Origin of the sequence: Segatella copri, from assembly GCF_019249655.2 — a bacterium.
Taxonomy (GTDB): domain Bacteria; phylum Bacteroidota; class Bacteroidia; order Bacteroidales; family Bacteroidaceae; genus Prevotella.
In genome coordinates this window covers 2439956-2458746 of sequence record NZ_CP137557.1, presented here as the reverse complement: position 1 = coordinate 2458746, position 18791 = coordinate 2439956, and the positions used below count along the sequence as shown (strand labels likewise).

At 49.9% G+C, this 18791-nt stretch carries 14 protein-coding genes; 5 read left to right on the top strand and 9 right to left on the bottom strand.

Annotated elements, in window-relative coordinates:
- The first annotated feature begins 187 nt into the window (after positions 1 to 187).
- Positions 188 to 640: a DUF3127 domain-containing protein gene (locus KUA49_RS09990; protein ID WP_203038436.1), complete on the top strand. Its 453-nt coding sequence runs from the start codon at positions 188 to 190 to the stop codon at positions 638 to 640.
- Positions 641 to 866: 226 nt separating this feature from the next.
- On the opposite strand, the gene KUA49_RS09985 is transcribed toward KUA49_RS09990, so the two are convergent.
- The 3 genes from KUA49_RS09985 to KUA49_RS09975 form a co-directional block, all read right to left on the bottom strand.
- On the bottom strand, positions 867 to 2048 hold the full coding sequence (locus KUA49_RS09985) for an MFS transporter (RefSeq protein WP_218411440.1): 1182 nt from the start codon (positions 2046 to 2048) through the stop codon (positions 867 to 869).
- Positions 2049 to 2130: 82 nt separating this feature from the next.
- Positions 2131 to 2907, bottom strand: a complete 777-nt coding sequence (nudC, locus tag KUA49_RS09980; RefSeq protein WP_218411513.1) for an NAD(+) diphosphatase — start codon at positions 2905 to 2907, stop codon at positions 2131 to 2133.
- 3 nt (positions 2908 to 2910) lie between these two features.
- Complete coding sequence (locus KUA49_RS09975) at positions 2911 to 4674, bottom strand: bifunctional metallophosphatase/5'-nucleotidase (protein WP_218411441.1); 1764 nt, start codon at positions 4672 to 4674, stop codon at positions 2911 to 2913.
- A 114-nt stretch (positions 4675 to 4788) separates the two neighbouring features.
- On the opposite strand from KUA49_RS09975, the gene KUA49_RS09970 reads away from it, so the two are divergent.
- Positions 4789 to 5586 (top strand): DnaJ domain-containing protein, encoded by a 798-nt coding sequence (locus KUA49_RS09970; RefSeq protein ID WP_218411442.1) that lies wholly within the window; start codon positions 4789 to 4791, stop codon positions 5584 to 5586.
- 117 nt (positions 5587 to 5703) lie between these two features.
- On the opposite strand, the gene KUA49_RS09965 is transcribed toward KUA49_RS09970, so the two are convergent.
- From KUA49_RS09965 to KUA49_RS09940, 6 genes are all read right to left on the bottom strand, one after another.
- Entirely contained in the window at positions 5704 to 7029 is a 1326-nt protein-coding gene (locus tag KUA49_RS09965) for a double zinc ribbon domain-containing protein (RefSeq protein ID WP_218411443.1), read from the bottom strand.
- Positions 7030 to 7061: 32 nt separating this feature from the next.
- Positions 7062 to 7748 (bottom strand): glycoside hydrolase family 25 protein, encoded by a 687-nt coding sequence (locus KUA49_RS09960; RefSeq protein WP_218411444.1) that lies wholly within the window; start codon positions 7746 to 7748, stop codon positions 7062 to 7064.
- A 139-nt stretch (positions 7749 to 7887) separates the two neighbouring features.
- Complete coding sequence (locus tag KUA49_RS09955) at positions 7888 to 8583, bottom strand: hypothetical protein (RefSeq protein ID WP_218411445.1); 696 nt, start codon at positions 8581 to 8583, stop codon at positions 7888 to 7890.
- Positions 8584 to 8673: 90 nt separating this feature from the next.
- The gene (locus KUA49_RS09950; RefSeq protein ID WP_217763255.1) at positions 8674 to 9984 is read right to left on the bottom strand and encodes a Na+/H+ antiporter NhaC family protein; all 1311 of its coding nucleotides are present in this window, start codon (positions 9982 to 9984) and stop codon (positions 8674 to 8676) included.
- A gap of 138 nt (positions 9985 to 10122) precedes the next feature.
- A complete protein-coding gene (locus tag KUA49_RS09945) occupies positions 10123 to 11619 on the bottom strand; it encodes a UxaA family hydrolase (protein WP_218411446.1) in 1497 nt (498 codons plus the stop codon).
- Between the two features lie 127 nt (positions 11620 to 11746).
- Positions 11747 to 12811, bottom strand: a complete 1065-nt coding sequence (locus tag KUA49_RS09940; RefSeq protein WP_218411447.1) for a substrate-binding domain-containing protein — start codon at positions 12809 to 12811, stop codon at positions 11747 to 11749.
- Positions 12812 to 13380: 569 nt separating this feature from the next.
- Here KUA49_RS09940 and KUA49_RS09935 point away from each other — a divergent pair.
- The 3 genes from KUA49_RS09935 to KUA49_RS09925 all read left to right on the top strand — a co-directional run bounded on the left by KUA49_RS09935 (position 13381) and on the right by KUA49_RS09925 (position 18779).
- The gene (locus KUA49_RS09935) at positions 13381 to 14403 is read left to right on the top strand and encodes a sugar kinase (RefSeq protein WP_203038426.1); all 1023 of its coding nucleotides are present in this window, start codon (positions 13381 to 13383) and stop codon (positions 14401 to 14403) included.
- A gap of 107 nt (positions 14404 to 14510) precedes the next feature.
- Positions 14511 to 15182 (top strand): bifunctional 4-hydroxy-2-oxoglutarate aldolase/2-dehydro-3-deoxy-phosphogluconate aldolase, encoded by a 672-nt coding sequence (locus tag KUA49_RS09930; RefSeq protein ID WP_022121226.1) that lies wholly within the window; start codon positions 14511 to 14513, stop codon positions 15180 to 15182.
- Between the two features lie 51 nt (positions 15183 to 15233).
- Positions 15234 to 18779 (top strand): DUF5112 domain-containing protein, encoded by a 3546-nt coding sequence (locus KUA49_RS09925; protein ID WP_218411448.1) that lies wholly within the window; start codon positions 15234 to 15236, stop codon positions 18777 to 18779.
- The last annotated feature ends 12 nt before the right edge of the window (positions 18780 to 18791 follow it).

Below are 18791 nucleotides of genomic sequence, written 5' to 3'. Positions count from 1 at the left end.
ATCGGGGATAGACAAAAATAATCGAAGAAATGTTTCGGTTTTAGAACTATTTTTAGTAATTTCGCAGTCAGAAAGAAAAACTTGATAAAAGAATCACTCTATTTTGTGCTTTTCCGAGGGGGCAAGATGAAGACGTGCCCATCGTTTTTGCAATGATAGAACAGACAACATTTAATAAATTAATTATATGGAATTACAAGGAAAGGTGATTGCCGTTTTGCCTGAAAGAAGCGGCGTTTCTGCAAGAGGTGAGTGGAAGGCTCAGTCGTTCGTTATCGAGACTCATGAGCAGTATCCTAAGAAGCTTTGCTTCGATGTGTTCGGAGCTGATCGTCTTGCACAGTTTAACATCCAGAGTGGCGAGGAGCTTCTGGTTTCATTCGATATCGATGCTCACGAGTATCAGGGCCGCTGGTTCAACAGCGTTCGTGCATGGAATGTTCAGCGCATCGACCCTAACGCCGTAGCCGGTGCCATGGGCGGTATGCAGCCAGGTGCTGCCGCATTCCCTCCTATGGGTGCTGCGCCAATGGGTGCCGCTCCTGCAGCTGCGCCAGCAGCAGGTGCTACAGCTCCATTCCCTGCTTCTCAGCCAGCTGCTCCTGCACAGGGTGGTAGTGCTGACGATCTCCCATTCTAAATTGCAGGAAGAGATTTGAAAGAAAACAAGAAGAGCATTCGAGAGGATTTTTTAAAGATTTCCTCACGAATGCTCTTCTTTGTTAGTAATCATTGCCTTACCTGCCAAAATGGGGAGGTATATTTACCCTTAAGGGAAAATATTCCTAGCCTTAAGGATAAATATTTTTAGCCTTAAGGAAAAATATATTTTGCCTTAAGACGGGTTTTATGCTGACGGAAGGCTTCTATTCCTTTCGTCTTCTTTTTTCAAAAAATGTCCTGGATGCGGCAAAGAAGAGTACCACGGCGGCGGCATTCTCTATGGCTACCATCCAGAAGGCTCCACTGTAGCCGAAATGTTCGGCTACAATTCCACCCAGCAGACAGCCGATTCCGAACCCCAAGTCCCAGCCCGTAAGGATGCTGCTGTTCGCCGTGCCTCGCTGGTCGTGGCGCGCCACATTTATAAACATATTCAGGAAGGCAGGGTAGAGATGGCCGTTGCCCAATCCTATCAGTGCTGCCGAAAGATAGTAGGCTATCGGGTGCTTCACGGCAACGAAGATGGTGAATCCCACCAGCGAAATCAGCATTCCCTCGGCTGCATTCTGCGTCAGCTTGCCCTGGCTCAGTGCCTTCCTGCCCTGCAGACGGCTCATGAAGAGTCCCATAGAGAGGATAGCGAAATAGGTGCCCGTGCCTCCCGTAATGCCCAGTTCTTCCTTGCTGTAGATGGCGAGGTAGTTGCTCAGCACGCCCCAGCAGAAGCCGAACATGCAGATGTTGATGGCGAGCAGCCAGGCACGGGTGAGGAAGAATCTATCCAGAGAAAGTTTCTCCTTGTTCTTGACAATCTCTTTCTCCGGGAGTTTGATGGTTCCGGCAATCACCACGGAGGCTATTGCCACCACGAAGGCAATCCAGAACAGCACCATGTAACTGCCCACGATGTTGTGGAGATAGATGCCGATGGATGGGGCTATCGCCATGGCGAAGTTGTTGCTCAAGCCATAGAGACCGATGCCTTCGTTGCGGCGGCTGGCTGGCAGTACGTCGATGGCACAGGTGCTGTTGGCCACGGTGACGGCTCCAAAGGGACCGCCATGCAGGGTGCGGCAGATGGCGAACATCAGGATGGTGCCGGCGGCTATGTAGCCCGCAAAGAAGATGGCGAAGGCTGACAGACAGACCATCAGCACCTTCTTGCGCGAAAAGCTATCCACCACATATCCGCTGAACGGACGGATGATGAGTGCCGCCACCGTATATCCGCTCAGAACAATGCCTATCACATCCTTCGTTGCCCCGAAAGTCTCGCTCAGATAGAGCGGGAGGAGTGGGGTGAGGAGGTAGAAGGCGAAGTAGAGCAGGAAGTTGGTGGTCATCACCTTGATGTAATTCGCATTCCAAAGTTTCTCTTTTATCATTTCTCTTTCAACGCTTTTCTTTCAACGTTTCTCTTTTAACGTTTTTCATTCAACGCTTTTCATTCAACGCTTTTCATCCTCGTTAAATCTTATCCTCCAGCCAGGCATCAATCAATCTGCGGGCAATGGAAAGTTTCTCGGGGAGAATCGGCAGAGCATCCTTGCTGAACCATTTGCCACGGGAGAGTTCTTCTTTCTGAAGATGAATCTCGCCATCCACGTACTCGGCAGTGAAGCCTACCATCAGTCCGCTAGGATAAGGCCATGGCTGGGAACTGAAATACTTCAAGTTCTTGATAGTCAAGCCGGTTTCCTCCATTACTTCGCGATGAACGGCTTCTTCCAGACTCTCACCGGTTTCTACGAAACCAGCCACGAGCGAATCGAAATTGCCCTTGAAATTGCGGGCATGAACCAGGAGCACCTGGTCGCCCTTCTTGATGAGCACGATGATGGCTGTGGCTAGGGATGGCCACACCGTCTTGCCGCATTCGGTGCACTTCTTGCTGATGTCTGTATCCATCTTCATCGGAGAACCGCAAACGCCGCAGAACTTCGTGTTCATATCCCAATAGTTCAGCTCCTGGCACTTTCCTGCCTTCTGGTAAAGCTCGGGGGTGAGCTTGTAGAAGCTGGGGCGCAGACCGCACATCTCGTATTTCGGATGGTCGGTCACCGGCTCTGGAATGGTGAAGGTTTTCACTTCCGTGCCGTCGCTCATCGGGGTGATGTTGAGGACGTGAGTCCAGGGCTTGAGCTCTATCGGACTCTCCTCGCTACATGGAATCGTATAGGTTCCGTCTTCTTTCTTCTCAAGCAAGATATCTGTCTTGCAAAATATAAACCAATACTTCATAATATCTTATTTTTTCTTTCCGAAAAGCAAGTCGTAGTCGCGCTGGGCAGCAGGCTTGGTCCATGCTTCCGGCACGAACTTCCAGTTGTTGTTGGCCTTTGCCTCTACGGTTCCCATCTTCTCTATCGCTTCCATCAGATAGTAACGCTGGTCGCGCTCGCTGCGGTAGATGATGCGGCTCTCCAGACTGTCTTTCGGAATGCCGGCACCATGGGTAAGGAGCTCACCGCCGCCATTGCCACGATAGCTGTTTACTGCCACCTTGTACCACTTCTTCTCGTCGAAAGGTTGACCGTTGCTCATGCGCAGAATCTTCACCTTCTCGCCATCTGGCTTCGTAACATCCACCTCGTAATCAATGCCGGCAGCACTGTCGAAATTGAACGAGAGATTCTTGAATCCCAGGCGCTGCTGGTCGCCCTTGGTGTGGGTGTCGAGCAGGAGGAGATGGTCGTCAGGACTCTTCATCGTGTTCACCCAGAGGTCGTAGCTCATCTCCAGATGCTTGCGGATTTCCTCGCCGGTGAGGCGCATCACGTAGAGCTGGTTCTCATATTTATAGAGGTTGAACATGTCGCCTACGCAGATAGGACCCGCCTGGATGGTGGCGTTGAACTGCAATGGGGCGTTGAAGGCGATGTCGGCCTTGGTGATGTCGAGCTGCAGATTGAGGATGAAATCATTGAACGCGCAACTGCCGAAGAACGACTCGCGGCTGTGGATGGTGTTCTTGAATGTACCAATTTGCTTGCTCACAAACTGGTTGATTTCGGCTATCTGAGGCTCGAACGCCTTCATGAAGTCTTCGTCGATAGGACATTTTGTCACATCGGGCAGGGAGCCCGTCACCTTCTTGTCAGTCACCACATACTGCTTCTTGCCATTCACCTTCTTTTTATTTAAGGTGAGCGTTACCTCGGCGTCAGCCACGTTGAGGGCGTTGTTGGCAGGGTCGAGACAGACCACTGGCTTGCCTTCCACGTTGGTGACGGTCTCGTTGCAGCGGGTGTGGTCGTGGCCGAAGAGCACCATGTCGAAACCTGGCACTTCCTTTGCTACACGCAGGGAGGCATCCTCCTCGTATTCCGGGGTGACAATGCCACCGTCCTTACCGCTGTGGAAAACGCCAATCACCACGTCTGGCTTCTCCGTCTCCTGGATGTGCTTCATCCATTTCCGGGCACAGGTTACCATGTTTTCAAACTTAAGTCCGCTCCAGAGGTTTTCTGTCAGCCAGTTGGGAATGGCTGGTGTCAGCATTCCGAGCACGGCAATCTTCACGCCCTCACGGTTCAGGATGATGTAAGGCTTCACGTAAGGTTCGCCCGTCTTGGTGTTGATGATGTTGGCGCCGAGCACCGGACAGTTCAGTTCCTTAATCCATTTATCATACACGGCATGACCCGTTTCCACATCGTGGTTTCCGAACGCCTGGGCGTCATACTTCATATAGTTGACTACGTCGGCAGCCACATTGCGTGCCTGGGTGTTCACATAATTATAATAGTAGCAGGTAGGCTGGCCCTGCAGGATGTCGCCGTTCTCCAGGAGGATGACGTTGTCCTTGTAGGTCTTGCGCAAATCGTTGACGTAAGAGGATACGCGCGCCAGGGTTCCCGCCTTGGGCTTGCGGTTGATGAAGTCGTATGGAAAGAAAGCTCCATGAACATCACTAGTCTGAACTACTCTCAGTTTTACGGTACGCTGTTGTGCCATTGCCTGCGAATTAAAGGTGAGCGCCATGAGGAGCGCTGCGAACAGTTGTTTCATACTATTTTTTATTTATTATTTAAATTCATGTGCAAAATTACAAAAAAGTTGCCAATTACGGCATACTTTTTGTTGGATTCTTATTAAAAACATAAAAATAGGAGGTTTTATAATATGGCATTTGTAGATTATTACAAGATTCTCGGTGTTGACAAGAACATCCCCCAGAAGGATGTGAGGGCAGCATATCGTAAACGTGCAAAACAATTCCATCCGGATTTGCACCCGAATGACCCGAAGGCGAAGGCTAAGTTCCAGGCGCTGAACGAGGCATACGAGGTGATTTCCGACCCTGATAAGCGCGCCAAATACGATCAGTTTGGCGAGAACTGGAAGAACGCCGGTGGCTTTGGTGGTGGCGGCTTCGGTGGTGGAGCCGGTGGTGCTGGAGGAGCCGGAGGAAATCCTTTCGAGGGCTTCGACTTCAGCAGTTTCGGAAATGGCGGAGGCGGATTCTCCAGCTTCTTCGAAAATCTCTTCGGCGGAGGCCGTGCCCGTGGCGGTCAGCAAGGCGCCGGTTTCGGCGGCTTTGGTGGCTTCGGAGGTTTCGGCGGAGGAGCCAACGCCGGCTATGGTGCTGGTGCTGATTTCGGAACTGGCGGCTGCAACAGCGGCTGCGGTAGCCAGAGTGCCCGAACCAATACAGGCGAGATGAACATGAACGTGAACATCGACATGTACACAGCCTTGCTGGGTGGCGAGGGAATCATCACCTTGAGCAATGGTTCGAAGATTAAGCTGAAGATTAAGCCAGAGACCCAGAACGGCACGAAGGTTCGTGTGCGCGGCAAGGGTTACGACAGGGGCGACGGCACCTTCGGTGATCTGATGATTACCTATAACGTGAAGTTGCCTACTGGCTTGAACGAAAAGCAGAAGGAGTTGTTGAGACAGATGAAGGAAGCGCAATAATTTATGTTTGAGCGCTCATTAAAAAAAAAGGGTGTGACTGTAAAAAGCCACACCCTTTTTTATATTCATTGTACATTACAACCTATAAACTATAAACTATAAATTGTAAACTATAAACTATTCTGTTGTAACCTGATTCATGTTGAAGGAAGAAACCTTGCCGGCTGGTGAAACCACGGCATTGATCTTGAAGTTGTTCTGCTTCTTGCTTCCATCCGTGAGATCCAAATTCTGAACGGCAGAGAACTGCACCTGATATTCGTAATCTTCTTCTCCCACCTCGCGCTTCTTAATCTGGTAATCATTGTTAATGTGCCAGTTCATGTTAGCCACATTATCCTTATAGAGCTTGTCCATAAAGGTAACCACATCGGCCTTGGTGGCAGAAGTCTTGCCCAAGAGAGAAGAGAGGATGTCTTCGCACGTGGCAGAAAGTCCGTCGGCATTATGAGAGTTGATGCTCTGGAAGAACTGCCTGAACAGTCCGCTAACCATCTGCTTCTCTTCTGGCTGCAAGTCGCGGCTCTTTGCCTTCTTCATCGCATTCTCAGCCTCCTCAATATGTGCTCCGTCGGCGTGGGCGTCGAGGTAGGCCTGATAAGCCTGTACGTTGTCGGCAGCCTTCGCCACATTCCAGTCGATGGAATCAATCTTGTTCCACGCCTCCTGCTTATGCGGACTGTTAGGATACTTCTGCAGATAATCCTCCAAAGCCTGCTTCGAACCGCTTACCAGGGCGTTGGTCCAATCCTGGTCAATGCTCTTGAGCATTTCCAGATGCGCCATGATGGAGTCACGATGCGCCTCTTCTGCGTCTTTATAGGTGTCGAGATAACTCTGCAGCACCATCGGGTCGCTGCTCTGCATTGCATACTCGTAGGCTTCCTCCTCCTTGTTGCGGTTGGCATTATCGTAGAAATAATACAGGATTCCGCAAACCAGAACAGAGAAGACCAACGAGATAATCAGAATGCTTCGGGCACTCTTCTTCTTGGCTTTCTGCTGGGCTTCATTTTCAGGATTATTTCCGTTTCTTCCATTTCCGTAGCCGTTTCCATTATTTCCGTTTCCGCCGTTTCCTGCTGCCATCGGAGTCTGTCTTACCGGAGGAACAGGAGGGGTAGGAGGAGTAGGGGGAGTCGGAGGATTAACAGAAGCTGCTGGACCAGCAGGAGCCGAAGTTTCCGTTGAATCCATAGGAGTCTCTGTTCTAGCCGGAGTCTCTGTTCTAACTGTAGTTCCAGAGGCAACCGTTGTTGGAATTCTATAACCGGCTGAAGCTATTTCATGGCAGTTAGGGCACATTTCCTGACTGCTGAAATAAATCTCTCCACAGTGAGGGCATTTGATAATCTTTCCTGCGATTTCCACACCGCAGTTAGGACATGTAGGGGCTTTGTCACTGATTTGACGTCCACATTCCGGACATTTTATAATTGCCATAGTTTTATTTAATGTTTATTGATTTACATATTTTATCTGTGTCTGAATCTGATTTCTCGCAATCTGTGTCTACCCATGAATCGGCTCTTATCCACGTATCCGTTCACGCCGTTGAGCTTTCCCTTACCCGTGTATTGCCACATTTCGAAGTCCCTGCCGTCTCTGAGTACAGGCACTCGCTTGGAGTATTGAGCAATCATCAGCTTGTAGCTGTCCAGTTTGCCCAACAGGTAATTATCGTAGAAATTGGCTCCTGTGTAGATGAGGGGCTTCTGCCTGTAGGCTTTCTCCACGAGATGGAGGAACTTGAAGAGTGAGTCGCAGAATTCTTCTGTTTCCATTCCGCTCTTGGTTTCCACATCAATCATCGGGAGCAGATCCTGGTCGCCCGGGCGGCATTGCGCCTTGAAGTTCTCCAACTGGGTTTGCTGGGGAATACGGGCACGATAGAAGTGGTAGGAACCTACCTTCATTCCATACCGATGCGCCAGGTCGATATTCTGCTTGTATCTGCTGTCTACATTGGTTCCTCCTTCAGTAGCCTTCAGATAGACGTAAGCCATCTTGCTGTTGTCGCCGATGGTTTCCCAGAACACTTTTCCCTGATAATGGCTCATGTCAATGCCATGAACGTGGCTACAGGTATCTTCGCATTGCACCTGGGCGTGACTGCAAAGTGTGAGTATTGTCGATATAATTGTTATAAAAATTCGTTTCATACGTGCAAAGGTACGAAAATCATGCGATATTCGTAGCGTTAAGGGCTTATTTTTTTAATATTTTATATTATCGTAAACTTCTTCTAGGGAATCATCTTCTAAGAATCTTCATCAAAGGAATCATCTTCGTAAAATGATTCTACTCCTCAATCTCGGAGAGCGACTTGAAGAAGTTGTTGCAGAAGTTGCTGATAGTTTCGATGGGAGCATACTCCAGATACCTCATGCTGCGGCGCAGGTTCTTGCGCATGGTACCGCCAGTAACGTGCACGAATCCTGCCTGCGTCTCGTTGAAGTGGATGTCCTGCCTGTCCTGCTCGTTGTAATACAGCGATCGCAGGGTGAGCTTGTAGGCTCCCCGCTCCACATGGCGCACGTAGGGAATTTCATCCTGTTCGAAATCGAAGAAGAGGATGAGTACGCTGCCCTGCAACTGTGCCATGCGCTGGATGCGCAGCTTGCTGAGCCACTTGTCGAGCTTCACGAAATCCACCTTGTCGCCCTTGGTGCGCAGGTAGTTGCCCATCTCGATGATGCCGCTCAGGTTGATGCCGTAGGCAAGAATGCCATTGATGTTTGACACGATGATGCGCAGCAGATGCAGGGTCTCGATGGAAGTATCGATGGCGTGACGCTCATTTTCCTGGATGTTGGCGAGTCGTCGGTTCAGGAAACCATTGTTCATGCGTACTTCGCCCGCAGGAACATCGTTGAGATTCTTCATCATCTGGGCAATCTTCTGTTGCTTGAATGTAGTCATGGGTTCCATCTCCTCTTCAATGCCGAAGTGGGCGGAACGCAACTTGGTAAAAAGGTTCCTCTGTAAGAAGTCCATCGTATTAAAGTTTTAAATGAATTGATTTATCTTGTTTCTTTCTGGCTCCAGCCTTAGGCAGAAAGAAATCTGCCTAAGGCTGGAGCTTTATTAACTGTATCTCTTAGGATATCTCAGCAGGATGGAGAGCAGTGCCGCTACGCCGATGGCCATCGGATAGTAGAGATAGGGCAGAATGTCCATCGGACTGAGATTGGCAAGTCCCGCCGCCAGAAGCATCTGAACTCCGTAAGGAATCAGGCCCTGCACGGTGCAGGAGAAGGTGTCGAGGATGCTTGCCGCCTTGCGGTTGTCCACGCCAAACTTGTCGCCTATCTTCTTGGCAATGTTGCCCACCGTGAGAATCGCCACAGTATTGTTGGCGGTGCAGATGTTCACCATCGACACCAGGGCGGCGATGGAGAGTTCGGCGCCACGCTTGCTGTTGACGTGGGCGGTAATCTTATCGATGATGTAGTTGATTCCGCCATTCTCGCGGATGATTTCGAGCATTCCGCCCGCCATCATGGCGATGATTACCAGTTCGCCCATGCCCACGATTCCGTTGCCCATCGCCGAGAACCAGCCGAAGAGGTCATAGGAGGAAGTGGATCCCAAGAGATGACTTCCGATGCCGATGACTCCGCAGAGGATGGTGCCCATGGTGAGCACTGCCATCACGTTCATGCCGGCAATGGCTGTGACGAGTACTATTATATAAGGTATTACCTTCATGTATTCCACCTCAGGAATATGGGTAGGCGCCTGCAAGCCGAAGCCCATCACGCCATAGACGGCGAGTACGAGGACGGCGGCAGGAACCACGATGAGGGAGTTGACCCTGAACTTATCGCTCATCTTGCAGTTCTGGGTCTGCGTAGCCACCACCGTGGTGTCGGAAATGAACGAGAGGTTGTCGCCGAAGTAAGCGCCGCCCACGATGATAGCCGTCATCATGCCCACGTTCACCCCCATGGAGTGCGCCAGGCCCGCAGCTATCGGAACAAGAGCCACCACTGTGCCGACGCTTGTTCCGATGGATACGGAGATGAAACAGGCTGCCAGGAAGAGCCCCGGCAAAATCATGCTGGCAGGCAGGGCACTCAACGCCAGGTTCACCGTAGCGTCCACCGCTCCCATCGCCTTGGCAGAAGCAGCGAAGGCGCCTGCCAAAACGTAAATCCAGAGCATGAGCATCAGGTTGTTGGCGCCGGCTCCGCGACTGTAGGTATCTACTCGCTTCTTGATGGGCATTCCGCCCGAGATGGCCACCGCATAGATGCTGGCTATCATGAATGCCACCGTGAGTGACAGATTCGTGTCCTTATGACTCGCATCCGCCGAATAGAGGGTGTAAGCCACGATGAGGACAATCAACAAAATTAATGGCGATAATGCCAACAAACCTTTCTTGTTACTCATAATTATTCTAATGAGACTGATTACTCATAATGATTCAATGAGAAGAGAGAAGCAGGGAAACAGGACTCTATCAGAATCCCGGTTCCCGACTTCTCACTCCATGTTTTACAATGTTACTCCATTTCTGAAGATGGAAAATTACAATGTAACTCCATTCTTGAAAATGGAAATTTCACGATAGCCGTTGCGCTCGTTGCGAGCCTCCTCGCCACTGGCTACGGCAATAATCTTATCAATAAACTGCTTTACCAACTCCTTCATGTCGGTGCCTTCTACCAGGGCACCAGCGTTGAAGTCAATCCAGTTTGGCTTGTTCTTGGCCAGATTGCTGTTGGTTGAAATCTTCATGGTTGGAACGAAGGTGCCGAATGGGGTTCCACGACCGGTGGTGAAGAGAACCAACTGGCAACCTGATGAAGCCAAGGCAGTGGCTGCCACGAGGTCGTTGCCCGGAGCTGACAGGAGGTTCAAACCATTTGTCTCCAGACGCTCACCATACTGCAATACGCCGCTCACCGGAGCACGACCGCACTTCTGGGTGCAACCGAGTGCCTTATCCTCCAAGGTAGAAATACCACCCGCCTTGTTGCCCGGAGAAGGATTCTCACCCACAGGCTCGCCATGGCTCAGGAAGTACTCCTTGAAGTCGTTGATCAGGTGAACAGTCTTATCGAAGAGCTCTTTGTTCTCGCAACGGTTCATCAGAATCGTCTCAGCACCGAACATCTCAGGCACCTCGGTGAGGATGCTTGTGCCGCCCTGGGCCACGAGCCAATCGGAGAATTCGCCCACCAATGGGTTGGCGGTAATGCCGCTGAATCCGTCAGATCCGCCGCACTTCAATCCCACGCGGAGCTTGCTTACGGAAACCTCCTCGCGCTCATCCTCCTTGGCCTTGGCATAGAGATTGCGGAGAATCTTCATTCCTTCTTCAATCTCATCGCCTTCCACCTTCTGGGTAACGAGCAGCTTGATGCGGTCCTTGTCGTAATCGCCCAGCATCGCCATGAAATCGTCTGGCTGGTTGTTCTCGCATCCCAATGAGAGAACGAGCACGGCACCAGCGTTAGGATGGAGACAGATGTCGCGCAACACCTTGCGGGTGTTCTCGTGGTCGCCCGAGAGCTGAGAGCAACCGAAGTTATGGTGCCAGGCGTGGATGGCGTCAATACCCTCACAGCCTGTTTCCTGCTTCAGAAGCTCAACGAGCTTCTCTGCAACACCGTTTACGCAACCCACGGTAGGGACTACCCAAACCTCGTTGCGTGTTCCCACTTCGCCGTTCTTACGCACATAACCCTTGAAGGTTCTGCTCTCATCGGCGATGTTCAGCTTTTCCTCCACCGGATTGTAGGTGTACTCCAAAGTACCGGCAAGATTGGTCTTGAGATTGTTCTCGTTAACCCACTCGCCCTGCTTCAGGTCTTTCTTTGCGTGACCAATAGGGTAGCCGTACTTGATGATGTCCTGTCCTTCGGCAGCATCGTTGATGAGCACCTTGTGACCGGCAGGAGTATCCTGCAAAAGGGTGATGGTCTTGCCATCTACCTCAATAGCTTCGCCCTGCTTCATAGGGCGCAAGCAAACCACTACTGAATCAGCAGGGTTAATCTTGATAAAGCTTGATAGTTTCATTCTGTAGTCTTGTTTTTGTTTATTATGAATGTTATTCTACTTATATTTTTAATGCAGATTTTATTTAATGCAGGTCCTATTTCATGCAGATGCTATTTCATGCAGACTTTTCTCATCTTACTGAAAATCAGATCTGCGTTCTGCGATAGAAATCCACGTTCTCCTTCATCAGCAGCTCGATAGGCATGTAGTTTACGGGAGTAACCTTCTTCTTCAGTACGATGGCCTGGAAGAGAGTGTCTACGCAGTAATAGCCCTGCATGAAGGCGTGCTGGGCGATGAGGAAGGAGATGCTTCCCTCGCGAAGACACCTGGCATTCTTTTCTACCATGTCGTAACCCATAATCTGAATGTCGCGGCGGTTGGACTTCAGCAGATAGTCGCCCACGATGTGCGCCTTCGATGTCATGGTGATGCAGTGGTGGGTGTCGGAATGCTCGGCGAAGTATTTCTCCAGTATCTTGACAAACTCGTTTCGGGTGCCGTTGAGCGGCAGGTCGAGCGTATGGATTTGCATCTGCGGGAAATGGTCGTGCATGTAGTGGCGGAATCCCACCTCGCGGTTGTCCTGCTGCTTACTCATCACCTGTCCGTCCTTGGTCTGGCGCATCAGCATCACTTCTTTCTCGCCGCCGGCAATCATGCAGAGCATCTTGGCTGCAAAGTAGCCCGAGCAGAAGGAATCCTGTCCGAAGAAGGAAAGCGGACGCAGGTCGGGCATGTAGGAGTCGAGCAGGATGAACGGAATGCTGAGATGATGCAACTGCTCGGTGAATTCGCGTGTCACGGCAAGCGATGCAGGCACCACGACCACTCCCTCGGGTCTGGCTTCCAGAATCTCGTTGGCAACCTCGCAGAAAGAGGCTTCGTTCGAACGCTCGTAGAACTTGATCTCCAGGTTGATATGGAAATCACGGCGCTGGTCTTCACATTTTCTTGCACCTTCCTCAATCTCTTCCCAGTAAGCCTCAGACTCGTGCTTCGGGAGGAGGAGATAGAAGGTGTACTCCTTGTTGTAAGCCAAAGCACTAGCATACATGTTTGGCTGGTAATTCATTTCCTTGAGGGCTCTCTCCACCTTCTCTCGTGCGGGTTTCGACACGTTAGGGCGGTCGTGTAGAACTCTGTCTACTGTTCCAACAGATACGCCGGCTCTCTCGGCAATATCCTTGATTCTGATTTTTTCGGCCATTGTTTTTAAGTTTGTACATAAGGGCACTTCTCACGCGAACATTATATAATAATAGGGAATCGGGAATATCCGATAGACTTAGAGTAATCCCCAATAGACTTGGAGTAGTCCCCAATAGACTTGGAGTAGTCTTCAATAGTCATCGGGTAATAACTTGTCGCTTTTTCGTCTCATCCCATCCTGTGCGAAATCTGTGCTTTTTTGCATTTTACTAACTCTCAAATCGGCTGTGTGCGACCACACATCGACTTTCGGGCACAAATATACAACATTTTTTTGAATTGTGCGAATGCACAGCACATTTTTTGCACGAAAAATGCTAAAAAAAGAAAGAAACATACAAAAATAGGGTGAAAAACAAGAAAAATAGGGGCGAAAGTGAAAAAAAACGCGATTTTATTTCGTTATTCGAGAAATTATAGCTATTTTTGCCAACGATAAACGACAATGTATTGTTATTTGTCTGCCGGCTGACTGCCAAAGGCACAAAATCGGCAAGAAAAGGCAACTACTTTAAAATTTGTCAATCAATAACAAACAATAAAAACATAAAAGAATTAAAACATCAAATGGCTAAAATTGTAACATTAGGTGAGATTATGCTTCGTTTGTCTCCAGAGGCTAACGATCGCTTCATTCAGAGTGAATCATTCCGCATCATCCCTGGCGGTGGTGAGGCTAACGTAGCTGTAAGCCTGGCTAACTATGGTCATGAGGCTTACTTCGTATCTAAGTTGCCAAAGCACGAAATCGGTCAGATTGCTGTAAATGCTCTCCGTCGTTATGGCGTAAACACTGAGTTCATCGCCCGTGGTGGTGACCGTGTGGGTCTTTACTATGCTGAGACTGGTGCTTCTATGCGCCCATCAAAGGTTATCTACGACCGTGCTCACAGCGCTATCGCAGAGGCTGATGCTTCAGATTTCGACTTCGACAAAATTATGGAGGGTGCTCAGTGGTTCCACTGGAGCGGTATTACTCCTGCTATCAGCGACAAGGCTGCTGAATTGACCAAGTTGGCTTGTGAGGCTGCTAAGCGTCATGGCGTAACAGTATCTGTTGACCTCAACTTCCGCAAGAAGCTCTGGACTTCAGAGAAGGCTATCTCTGTAATGCGCCCATTAATGAAGTATGTTGATGTTTGCATCGGTAACGAGGAGGATGCACAGCTTTGCCTGGGCTTCAAGCCAGATGCTGACGTAGAAGGCGGCAAGACTGATGCTGAGGGTTACTACGGCATCTTCCAGGGTATGATGAAGGAGTTCGGCTTCAAGTATGTAGTTTCTACTCTCCGTGAGTCTCTTTCTGCTACCCACAACGGCTGGAAGGCTCTTATCTATGATGGTAAGGAATTCTACCAGAGCAAGCACTACGATATCAACCCTATCATCGACCGCGTAGGTGGTGGTGACTCTTTCTCAGGCGGTTTGATCCACGGTCTCCTGACTAAGGCTACTCAGGGTGAGGCTTTGGAGTTCGCTGTGGCTGCTTCTGCATTGAAGCACACTGTTCCTGGCGACTTCAACCTGGTATCTGTTGACGAGGTAGAGAGCCTCGCAGGTGGTAACGCTAATGGTCGCGTGCAGCGATAAATGATAGTTTAGAGTTTATAGTTAAAAGTTAATAGTTTTATAGCCGTCATGCTTATGGCGTAGCCCCTATAAACTATTAACTATAAATTATTAATTAAAATATAAAGATGGCAAAGTTTAGCAAAATGCAGGTCATGGCAGCCATGAAAGAGACTGGTATGGTTCCTGTATTCTTCAATAAGGACGTTGAAATCTGCAAGAATGTAATCAAGGCTTGCTACGAGGGTGGCGTTCGCGTATTCGAGTTTACTAATCGTGGTGATTTCGCTCACGAAATCTTCGGTGAGTTGGTTAAGTGGGCCGACAAGGCTTGCCCTGAGATGATTCTGGGTGCTGGTACAGTGGTTGACGCTGGCACTGCTTCTCTCTATTTGCAGTTGGGTGCAAACTTCATCGTGGGTCCTAACTTCAACCCAGAGATTGCTCCTGTCTGCAACCGCCGCCTGGTTCCATATTCACCAGGTTGTGGCTCTGTTACAGAAATCAACAATGCACAGGCTGCTGGTTGCGATGTAACTAAGGTGTTCCCTGCAGGCAACGTAGGTGGTCCTTCATTCGTTAAGAACGTAATGGCACCTTTGCGCTGGAGCAACATCATGGTAACAGGTGCTGTGGAGCCAACCGAAGAGAACCTTACTCCATGGATCAAGGCTGGTGTTCTCTGCGTAGGTATGGGCTCTAAGCTCTTCCCTAAGGAGACTGTGGCTGCCGGTGATTGGGCAGCTATTACAGCTAAGTGCCAGGAGGCTCTGGGTTATATTGCTAAGGCTCGCGCCTAAGCCCTGTAATCATCTTTTGTGATTCAATTAGATTCATGAAAATAAAACTTTATGCCTTTGCATAAAATTTTTCATCATAATCATGGCATCGCCATCATCTGCTTGATGGTGGCGATGCTTGTTTTTTCAGCCTGTTCGCCGTCGCATAAGGACGAAGTTGATAGGTTGAATAGCCTTTCTTATGCGTTTCACTATCGTAATCTTGATTCCACTAAAGTGCTGGCAACGAGAGCGTTGGCTCTCGCTGAAGACTATCCTGCTGGCTATGCGGAGGCTTGCAACAACCTGGCGTTCGTAGCCATTGCCAAGATGGATTATAGGGCTGCCAAAAGATGGCTGGAAAAGGTAGAAGGTCGCAGCGACAACCAAATAGAACTCCTTATTGCAGACGTTCAGAACATGAGAATCTGTCAGCGTGAAGCCCGCAACAAGGATTTCTATAGCCATCGAGAAAAGGCGATGCGCCGCCTTCGCAGAATAGGCGAGGAGGCAAGCCATCTGCCACTTCGTGAACACCGACGTGCCATCTACGCCAAGAGCGAGTTCGACATCGTGGTTGCCACCTATTTCTATTATGTGCAGCAGGAACGGCCGATGCAGCAAGCACTTGCCCTCCTTGATCCCGATGAACTGGAACAGGATACGGCTCAATATCTCAACTATCTTTATAATTACGGTTCGGGAGGAGCCATCACGCAAGGTACTGCCAATGAAATCAGCCAGGCTGAGTTCGACTATCTCATCCGTCTCTACATGATGGCGAGCGGCAGCAATCCGTATCCTTACTGGCAGGCAAACGCCCTGCAGGCAATCAGCGAACACATCCAGAATGCCGAGCGCAGGGATTTTCTGGTGAAGAACAATCTCCCGGCTTTCCAATACCTCAATGTGGAACAGATGCCTACCGAGCTGCTGGCGGGCAACTTCGCCCAGAGAGCACTGAATCTCTTCTCGGAGTATGGTGACGTATACCAGACTGCCGGTGCCTATCGCACCCTGGCAGAATGCTATTGGCAAATCAGGGACTATAATTCAGCAGGCAATTGCCTGACTCAAGCTCTCACGCAGAACAAGGCAATCTTTCAGGCTCCCGACCTGGTGGCTTCCATCCGGGAACGACTCTGCCTGGTGTATTCTGCCATCGACAAAAAACCGCAGAGCGATTACAACCGCAATATCTATCTGGATTTGCAGGAACAGGCTCGACAGGATAAGCAGTTGGAGGCACGTGCTGCCCAGCTGGATAACAATGCCGTGCAGCTTAACTCCATGATTGCCGCCGTCATCTTCGTCATCATCTTGGTCATCTTCCTGCTTTATCTCTTCGACCGCATGAAGCGCCGCAAAGCCAGGAATAATTCGGTGGAGGATTTACTTGTTCCTTTACATGAATGGGAGAATGATAATAAGCAACACATCAGTGTTTTATCTGATAAATATGAAGAAGTGAATGAAGCACGCGAAATGGTTCAGTTTCATATCTCCGAGAATAGAAGGAGAAACATGGAGCAGCGAGCAAAGGTTTCGCTGGTGAACAGCATCACGCCGTTTATCGACCGCATGATTCACGAGGTGGATAGACTGGAAGAGGGCGGTGAACCGGAAGCAATCCGACAGGAAAGATACCAGTATATTTCTGAGTTGGCCGACCAGATCAACCAGTACAACGGCGTACTCACTGATTGGATTCAGATGCGCCAGGGTTCCATCAGTCTCCGCATCGAGAGCTTCCCGCTGCAGCCACTCTTCGACATTGTGGCGAAAGGAAAGATGAGTTTCCAGATGCGAGGCGTAAATTTGGAGGTGCACCCGACAGATGCTGTGGTGAAGGCCGACCGCACCCTGACGCTCTTCATGATCAACACCATTGCCGATAATGCCCGCAAGTTTACACCAAGCGGCGGAAAGGTGGTGGTTAGCGCCCAGGTGATGGATCACCCCCAGGGGAGAGCTACTGAGAATAGCCATCCGGCAGCTTCCAAGGATAGTTACGTTGAGATTTCCATCGCCGATACGGGCAAGGGAATGGATGAAAATACTCTGTCTCATGTCTTCGACCGCACCTATACGGGCGGTCATGGCTTCGGATTACTCAATTGCAAGGGCATCATCGACAAATATAGGAAGATGAGCACCCTCTTCTCCGTCTGCCAAATCCATGCCGAAAGCGAGGAGGGAAAGGGCAGCAGGTTCTCCTTCCGCTTGCCTTGCGGTATTCGCAGAATGCAGATGGTGCTGGTGCTTGCCCTGATGATTTCCCAAGCGAGTGCAGCAACCGGCAATTTGCTGGAACGGGCTGATGCCTATGCCGACAGTGCCTACTTCTGCAATATCAATGGAAAGTATCAGCGTACATTGGAAATGGCAGATTCGGCAAGAACCTATCTCAATCGGTTCTATCTCTCGGTTTATCCGGACGGCAAATACCTGATGGTAAGCCATCCCAAGAAGGGAACGGCGGCAGAGATTCAATGGCTGCACGATGGTCTGCCTACCAACTACGATGTGATTCTCGACATGCGCAACGAATGTGCCGTGGCTGCACTTGCCCTTCACAAATGGGAACTGTACGAAAGCAACAACAAGGTCTATACACAGCTCTTCCGTGAGCGGAGTGCCGACAACTCGCTGGATGACTACGTGCGCACCATGCAGGTCTCAGAAAACTCTAAGGCGGTGGCCATTGTCCTGCTCATCATCCTCCTGCTCCAGTTGCCGTTGGCGTACTATTTGCTTTACTATCGTCACATCCTGCGCTACCGTTATGCGGTGGATAAAATCAACGGCATCAACAAGGTGCTGTTGAGTGATGAAAATGAGGAAAGTAAACTGCAACGCATCAACCAGCTCTGGATTCCGCAGAATGCAGAAAAGATGCGCAACTCGCAACTCTTCCCACAGCTCAACAAAGTGGTGGATCAGATTCTGCAGGCTCTGAGAAAAAGCATCGATATGCGCAAGAACGAAGCAATGAACATCGAAATGGCTGAAGATGACCTGCATCGTGCTGAATATGAGAATGACAAGCTGCACATCGCCAATTCGGTGCTCGACAACTGTCTCTCTACCCTAAAGCATGAAACGATGTACTATCCGTCGCGCATCCGCCAGCTCATCGACACCACTCCCGACGACGTCACTTCGCTCCACGAACTGGTGGATTATTACAAATCCATCTACAACATGCTGAGCGCACAGGCGATGGAGCAGGTAGAGGGCACCGTGAAGTGTGACCGTGATTTGCTGGGCTATCTCAAGACCCTGCTTGTAGGAGGAGTGAAGAACTACACCTCTCTCATCAATGAAGAAGGTGAATATCATCATCCGGCAGCAGATAACAGGGGCGGCAACAGAAAGCCTATCTACGTAACCTGCCAATATATCCTGCAGGAAGTGGATTACGACGAGAAGAAGCATCCGCATCTCTTCACACCGCTTACTTCCGACATGAAGTATCTCGTGGCTCGCCAAATCGTAAGAGAGATAGGAGAGACCACCAACCTTCGTGGCTGCGGCATTCAGGCCAAACCTTCGGAAAATGGCAAACTGATGATTGAAATTGTATTACCAAGAAAAATAATTGATTTAATTAGATAGATATAAATAAAG

Bases quoted from the DNA above. Each gene is read 5' to 3' on its own strand.
- KUA49_RS09990 (WP_203038436.1), top strand. From the start codon at position 188: ATGGAATTACAAGGAAAGGTGATTGCCGTTTTGCCTGAAAGAAGCGGC.
- KUA49_RS09985 (WP_218411440.1), bottom strand. From the start codon at position 2,048: ATGATAAAAGAGAAACTTTGGAATGCGAATTACATCAAGGTGATGACC.
- KUA49_RS09975 (WP_218411441.1), bottom strand. From the start codon at position 4,674: ATGAAACAACTGTTCGCAGCGCTCCTCATGGCGCTCACCTTTAATTCG.
- KUA49_RS09970 (WP_218411442.1), top strand. From the start codon at position 4,789: ATGGCATTTGTAGATTATTACAAGATTCTCGGTGTTGACAAGAACATC.
- KUA49_RS09965 (WP_218411443.1), bottom strand. From the start codon at position 7,029: ATGGCAATTATAAAATGTCCGGAATGTGGACGTCAAATCAGTGACAAA.
- KUA49_RS09960 (WP_218411444.1), bottom strand. From the start codon at position 7,748: ATGAAACGAATTTTTATAACAATTATATCGACAATACTCACACTTTGC.
- KUA49_RS09955 (WP_218411445.1), bottom strand. From the start codon at position 8,583: ATGGACTTCTTACAGAGGAACCTTTTTACCAAGTTGCGTTCCGCCCAC.
- KUA49_RS09950 (WP_217763255.1), bottom strand. From the start codon at position 9,984: ATGAGTAACAAGAAAGGTTTGTTGGCATTATCGCCATTAATTTTGTTG.
- KUA49_RS09945 (WP_218411446.1), bottom strand. From the start codon at position 11,619: ATGAAACTATCAAGCTTTATCAAGATTAACCCTGCTGATTCAGTAGTG.
- KUA49_RS09940 (WP_218411447.1), bottom strand. From the start codon at position 12,811: ATGGCCGAAAAAATCAGAATCAAGGATATTGCCGAGAGAGCCGGCGTA.
- KUA49_RS09935 (WP_203038426.1), top strand. From the start codon at position 13,381: ATGGCTAAAATTGTAACATTAGGTGAGATTATGCTTCGTTTGTCTCCA.
- KUA49_RS09930 (WP_022121226.1), top strand. From the start codon at position 14,511: ATGGCAAAGTTTAGCAAAATGCAGGTCATGGCAGCCATGAAAGAGACT.
- KUA49_RS09925 (WP_218411448.1), top strand. From the start codon at position 15,234: ATGCCTTTGCATAAAATTTTTCATCATAATCATGGCATCGCCATCATC.